This is a genomic window from Microseira wollei NIES-4236, assembly GCF_020521235.1.
GTDB lineage: Bacteria > Cyanobacteriota > Cyanobacteriia > Cyanobacteriales > Aerosakkonemataceae > Microseira > Microseira wollei.
The window spans coordinates 37,761-43,783 of the sequence record NZ_BLAY01000082.1 but is presented as its reverse complement, the minus strand read 5'-3'; the positions used below and the strand labels follow the sequence as shown (position 1 = coordinate 43,783).

Here is a 6,023-nt window from a genome sequence, read left to right as displayed (position 1 = left end):
ACGGGATTTTTTGCAGAGCAAGCGAACCTCTGAAGTTAAAGTCCCCCTTTTTAAGCGGCGTCAGATTTGGCAACGGGATTTTTTGCAGAGCAAGCGAACCTCTGAAGTTAAAGTCCCCCTTTTTAAGCGGCGTCAGATTTGGCAACGGGATTTTTTGCAGAGCAAGCGAACCTCTGAAGTTAAAGTCCCCCTTTTTAAGGGGGATTTAGGGGGATCTGTTACAGATGGAAGAGAAAACGGTTTTAGAAAGCAGGAAATAAAGAACAGTGCAACAAGAATGGGCGCAGCAATTTGAGCGAGTGGCACGGGAAGATTTGGTGATGTTTATCAATGCCTGTCTTGCCTGCACCCGACAGCGCGAGTTTTATGATGATGCCTACGGACAGCGAGTGTCGATCGATTTCCTGCACGACTACATCATGGGCAATTATCGGCTGCTGTATGCTCGCACTTTGGCAGCTGGAATTAATCACTTCAATCAAGCTCAGATTATTCTCAAACTGTTGGCAACGGGAAAACAAACAGATCCAAATCATCGAGCGGAAGAGAATGGGTTAATTACTGCGGCTTTACATGCGCTACCGCCACAACGAGCATGGCGACTTTTGGAGCAGTTACGCAAACGGGGGATTAACAACCGACGAGCGCGGGCGATCGCACATCATTATCTCACGAGCCGAGGCGATCGCTTAGCATTCCAAGCTGTGAAATACCGCTCAAAAGTGAGAGCGATCGCCACTCACGCCCATTTCAAATTAGATGAAGAACTCGGTGCATTCATCTTTCGGCACTGGAAGCGTCAATTTAAAACGCCGTTATTTGAACAGTTTCGCCAAGGTTTCTACAGCGCCAAAGCGGTTTACGATCTGCCATTTACAGTGGCAGAAAGTTTAGCCATGAAACATAATATTGAGCGCGATCGCTTTCTGGCTAGAATTGAACAACAAATGACTGTAGGAGAGAAATTGCGACTCCAAGGCAGTGCAGACCGCGCCGATACAGAAATTAAACTTGATTGGCATCGTTTACCCTTGACAAAGTTGGCGCTTTATGTTCTGTCTTTAGAAGAACGAGGAGAAGAATTAGAAACAGCGTTGATGAGAGCGGCAAGAATAACCCTAAAGAAAGCGCCATTGCAACTCAAACGAGTAGCAGCAGTTCTCGATTGCAGTTACTCTAGTTCAGGCTCGTCGGAAAAACGCCGCCGCCCGCTAGGAATAGCTTTGGCAGTGCATTACTTGTTGCAAGCTGCTGCGGAAGAATATCAGGCTTTTTGGACAATTCCTGTTAACAATCCACTCCAAGTTACGCCGCGCGGACAAACAGATTTAGCAACGCCGTTACTAGCAGCATTATCTCAACAACCGGATTTGATCGCGATCGTATCCGATGGTTGGGAGAACGATCCGCCTTGTGGGGTGAGGGAAATTTTGCGAGTTTATCGCACCAAGTTAGATCCGCAGCGGCGAGTTTCGATTATCCATGGCAATCCTGTTTTCAACAGCGATGATTTTACTTTGAAAACTATCAGCCCGCTGATTCCCACTGTGGGATTGCGCGATGCAGAAGATTTACCAACGGTGCTTGGTTTTGCGCGATTTGCAGAGGGAACGGCTTCGCTTTCTGAGTTAGAGGAATATTTAGCAATTAAGGCACAGCAACTTCTAGGGCAAACTAATGGCTAGAAAAGCACATCTATTGGCAGCGCTATGCCTCCCAACGCTGGCGCGAACGCACTTGACAATTTAGAGATTGCTCCCTCTCAAGTCTGGGGCGCAGTTCGGATCGTTCCATTATTGCGCCGTCAAGTACCCTAGGATTTGCGACTGCTAAAACGCAATTATGACGAAGATGATGAAAGGCTCGATCGGGGCATCAAATACATATCCTACATTCCTCATGGATTGGTGCTATCTTGGAGCGATAACCGTAGCCCCGTGGCAGCGATGGGCGGACAATTGATCTCTGAAGGAAAACTCTATAACAACGGCATAAATAGTTGGCGCGTCATGCACCGAATGGCGAAGCGGGAAGCAAAGAATCAGTTACGATTTCTGCCCCTACACCTAGCAATGGAAGGTTTTCTGTCGAGCCATTTTTCAGATCCAGAAATCCCTTGGGAAGGCTACTCGCGCCGCGCCAAATCTCAAGGGCTTTCTCCACGAGTTGAATTTTCCTTTAGCAAACGCGCGATTCCGGCGCTAGAGGATGCGCTGCGGGTGTTTGAGATTCACGAACATCAAGTAGGCGTTTTACTATTTGTTTCTGAAAGTCTTGCCTCAGCATTTGTAGTACCTACACCAGAAGATTATCGTGCCTTACATAGCAGTTTGCTGCAAGATTTCTCTAGTGAATTAATCTATCAATATGGTTGACATGGTAGAACAACTCCTATTGAAGCAGAGATTGATGAAAGTAAAGTAAATGACTTGGAAAGGGAAAAGCACTGGCGATAATGCGATCGCAATGGGCAGAATTTCAAGGTTTCATGGCAAGCAATCTCCTAGGAAGACCGATTGAAAGCAAGCGAATCTATACAGCAGGTGGATTTACGCTGCAACGGTTTATAACGGATTTGCATCTGAAATCTGAGAATCATATGGGAGAAGCGATCGTGGGAGAAAACGGGCAATTGGAATATCTCAAAACCTATCGCCTTTCCGAAGCGCAAACCAAAAGAGCCTATCTCCTCAAACAACTTGCAGCGCATCAATGGCATTTAGAAGAAACTGCCATAAGTCTGGGAAATACACTCGATGAATTCATTCAACGCCTCGCTCGCGCTGGATTCGGCTATCTGATTAACGCTCGAGAACGACAGAAAGCAAAACAACAAAGATAATGCGAGCGCAATAGTCTGCTAAGAGATAAGCTAAGAGTTAGTTAAAGCGAAATCTCATCTGTCCACAATTGTTGAATTATGCTGCAAATTTCCAACACAGTCACCATTCCAGAGCATGAGATTGAGATGAGTGCGGTTCGCTCTCAGGGAGCGGGGGGACAAAATGTAAATAAGGTGGCAACAGCGATTCATCTGCGCTTTGACATCATGGCTTCCTCGCTGCCCGATTGTTACAAAGAACGACTGTTGAAACTGAGCGATCAACGCCTTACCAAGGAAGGTGTCATCGTCATCAAAGCTCAGGAACACCGCAGCCAAGAGCAGAATCGGGAAGAGGCATTGCAACGATTGCAAGAATTGATTAAGAGTGCGATCGCCCTGCCCAAACCCCGTAAAAAAAGCAAACCGACGCGAGCTTCTCAAAGAAAACGTTTGGATAGTAAAAGCAAGCGAGCGCAAATTAAAAACATGCGAGGGAAAGTAACAGATGAATGAGAAACACCAAAGAGCCACCAACGATTACAAAATTTCCAAATTAGCAATTAGCAATTAGCAATTAGCAATTAAAGCTCTTCCAAATAACTCAACAAATCTGCCATATCTTGCGGATTAGGTTTAAACTGCGGCATCGGTGGCGTTTCACCGCTGGTGACTTGATGAATCAAACCGATTTTTGACTTATGCTTAGAAACTCCCTGCAAACTGGGGCCAACGCGACCATCGGCTTGTAACCCATGACACCCAGAACAGTTCATCTGAAAGATAGCATGACCCCGAATTGGATCGCCCGTCAGGGACAAGACATGTTTTATATAAGGGTCTTGTAACTGCCACTGACGAACGCCTAAATTTGCCAACAAGATTATCAGCAGCACAGCTAGAGATGTGCCGATGAGTTGCCAAACTAAAACTTCTGGTGTAGGAGCTTGCTTTTCCAAACTTTTTCCTATTTAACCTTCCCGTTTTCACCCCTCCGCACTTGTCAGAGCAAGTGGATTCGGAATACTTATGGTATCAGGTTTATATCGACAGACAATTTTTAAAGCCAACGGTGCTTTCCAGGGGGGATACCCCATAGAAATAGCCCTACAGAGAGGGTTAGGGGCGATCGCATTGCGCTAGCATCCTGACTCCAAGGCCATGCCTGCCGCTGTTTGCGCCCGGGTGACTGGACTCAGGGTTAAAGTCAGGATGTAAAAGGAAGTTTTTATTCATATACATAGCTTAAGATTTCCGGCTCTAGCAAGCAAGCTATTATCACTCGCCCTTCAGGTCGCTGGTGCTGGATTTAAGCCAGTCTTAAGGATTTTGCTAGGTTGCTGCTAGGGTGTGCGATCGCCGGTAATATGGGAAACTAGCAATAAACGTTAACATACAGGTTAGAAAACTGACCCAAGGAGATCTGACATGGTAGAACCCCTACTTTCAGGCATCGTACTCGGCTTGATTCTGGTAACCCTCGCTGGCCTATTTTACGCCGCCTACGAGCAGTACAAGCGGGGCAATCAGTTAGGGTTGTAATCTGACGGGCATAGAGCCAGCGGGTATAATCAATTTCCCCGGCCTCTATGCCCAGTTTTACGGAAATCCGTTCGTAGTAGGCGCTTGAGCGCCGTCTCTCCGTTCGTAGTAGGCGCTTGAGCGCCGTCTCTCTGCCGCCAGCGATTAAACAGCGTTTGGCAATTGCCGATCGTAGGATAGCCCCCGAAAACTCCCTGTCAAAAGATCGATACCTGTGCTTATTGTGCTATAAGACAATCAAATTTTTTGAGAATTAAAATCTATATTTTGGTATAAAACAATAAATTTATTAAGTATTAACAACTACATAGGCTAAGTTCGCTCCCTAAAAATTTAGGAATAAGTAGCTAATACTTGGTAATTTTTTATTAGTTTTGTATTGAGCTTTACCAAGTAAATTAACAGTCAGGTATACCTATGGTATGACGATTGGGCTAGTTAGCAAAGGTAGGTTGAAGGTACGACTGTGGAGTACAGCGTCAGACCTTTAGGAGAATAACAATGGTTAGCGTAAACGAAGTTGCAACTACAGGAACAATCAAGTCTTTGCCAGAAAAGTTCATGTACGAACTTGGCAGCATATACGATGCCGAACACGTCTTCCGGGAAGGAATACAGGTAGCATTGCCCCTGGTTAAAAACGAGCAGGTAAAGTCGTTGCTTGAGAAGCATATCAAGCAAACCGATCAGCAAATAAAGAACCTAGAACAGGTTTTTAATACCATGGGGCACGAGCCAATACGGATTCCTTGCGAAGCTGCCGCTGGTTTGTTTGCTGACGGTGAAAAGTTAGTAGCAGCTATCGACAATCCTGCTGTTATGGATGTTGCGATCGCCGGAGCGCAAACTAAAGTCGAACACTTGGAAATCGCCTCCTATCGCGGCTTGATTACAGGTGCCCAACAGATGAATCAAACCGAAATCGTAGACTTGCTACAGCAGAACTTGCAACAGGAAGAGCAGACAGCTCAAACCTTTGAGCAGTGCCTGCCCCAGTTACTTGAGCAGGCAATGTCTGCTGGTAATGGCAGTCGCTAATATTATTCCTTCCAATTCAGCATAGGATCGGGGTACTCATGGCCTCGCTCCTGTTTATTAATTATTTCATATATTCTGACTATTCCTTTATGATTGTAATAGTTGAAACAATAACAATTAATCATACACATTGCTGTATGCATACATTTAGTATTAGCTTTAATCAATTTTTTTAAGAGCAATATATATCTTTGGTACGACGAGCATATTAGGTAGCAAAGGTAGGCTAAAGGAACGGGTGTAGAACGCAGGGTAAAACCTTTAGGACAATAACAATGACTACACAAAATCAACCTGCCAGTATAGGAAGAGTAAAGGGAGCATGTCAACTTTGTAGCCGACACCCGCCCATGGTGTCGCTACACAAACAAAGCCTGCCAGAGCAGGCTTTAAAAGCTTTAGCCCGCGAAGGCGGGCTTCGTTTGTATAGCCGCACCATGCGCGGGTGTCGGCGTAAATTTACAAACCTGACATGCTCCCAAGAGTAAATACGTTGTAAGACAATTTCATCTACTTACATCTTGCACCACATGCCGACACCCTTAAGGGTGTGGCTACACTTGCCTTGCGTCCGCCTACGCAAACTAATAATTGTCCAGTTTACTCAATACAAATTCTTCCG

Annotated in this window: 5 protein-coding genes and 1 pseudogene; 5 read left to right on the top strand and 1 reads right to left on the bottom strand. The window is 45.6% G+C overall.

Annotation, left to right across the window (positions count from 1 at the left end; genetic code table 11):
• Positions 1–266 precede the first annotated feature (266 nt).
• The 3 genes and pseudogenes from MiSe_RS25315 to arfB all read left to right on the top strand — a co-directional run bounded on the left by MiSe_RS25315 (position 267) and on the right by arfB (position 3,337).
• Positions 267–1,685 carry a hypothetical protein gene (locus MiSe_RS25315; protein ID WP_226585929.1) on the top strand — a complete coding sequence of 473 codons (1,419 nt, stop codon included), beginning with the start codon at positions 267–269 and terminating at the stop codon, positions 1,683–1,685.
• Positions 1,686–1,709: 24 nt separating this feature from the next.
• Positions 1,710–2,842 (top strand): annotated as a pseudogene (locus tag MiSe_RS53985) (ARPP-2 domain-containing protein).
• Positions 2,843–2,920: 78 nt separating this feature from the next.
• Positions 2,921–3,337, top strand: a complete 417-nt coding sequence (gene arfB, locus MiSe_RS25300; RefSeq protein WP_226585926.1) for an alternative ribosome rescue aminoacyl-tRNA hydrolase ArfB — start codon at positions 2,921–2,923, stop codon at positions 3,335–3,337.
• A gap of 68 nt (positions 3,338–3,405) precedes the next feature.
• Here arfB and MiSe_RS25295 read toward each other — a convergent pair whose 3' ends face one another.
• A complete protein-coding gene (locus MiSe_RS25295; protein ID WP_226585924.1) occupies positions 3,406–3,780 on the bottom strand; it encodes a c-type cytochrome in 375 nt (124 codons plus the stop codon).
• A gap of 469 nt (positions 3,781–4,249) precedes the next feature.
• On the opposite strand from MiSe_RS25295, the gene petG reads away from it, so the two are divergent.
• The gene (gene petG, locus MiSe_RS25290; protein ID WP_226585921.1) at positions 4,250–4,363 is read left to right on the top strand and encodes a cytochrome b6-f complex subunit V; all 114 of its coding nucleotides are present in this window, start codon (positions 4,250–4,252) and stop codon (positions 4,361–4,363) included.
• Positions 4,364–4,864: 501 nt separating this feature from the next.
• Positions 4,865–5,401 carry a YciE/YciF ferroxidase family protein gene (locus MiSe_RS25285; protein WP_226585919.1) on the top strand — a complete coding sequence of 179 codons (537 nt, stop codon included), beginning with the start codon at positions 4,865–4,867 and terminating at the stop codon, positions 5,399–5,401.
• Positions 5,402–6,023: the final 622 nt, after the last annotated feature.

Excerpts from the sequence above, each read along its gene's own strand:
- petG (WP_226585921.1), top strand. The coding sequence starts at position 4,250 with ATGGTAGAACCCCTACTTTCAGGCATCGTACTCGGCTTGATTCTGGTA.
- arfB (WP_226585926.1), top strand. The coding sequence starts at position 2,921 with ATGCTGCAAATTTCCAACACAGTCACCATTCCAGAGCATGAGATTGAG.
- MiSe_RS25285 (WP_226585919.1), top strand. The coding sequence starts at position 4,865 with ATGGTTAGCGTAAACGAAGTTGCAACTACAGGAACAATCAAGTCTTTG.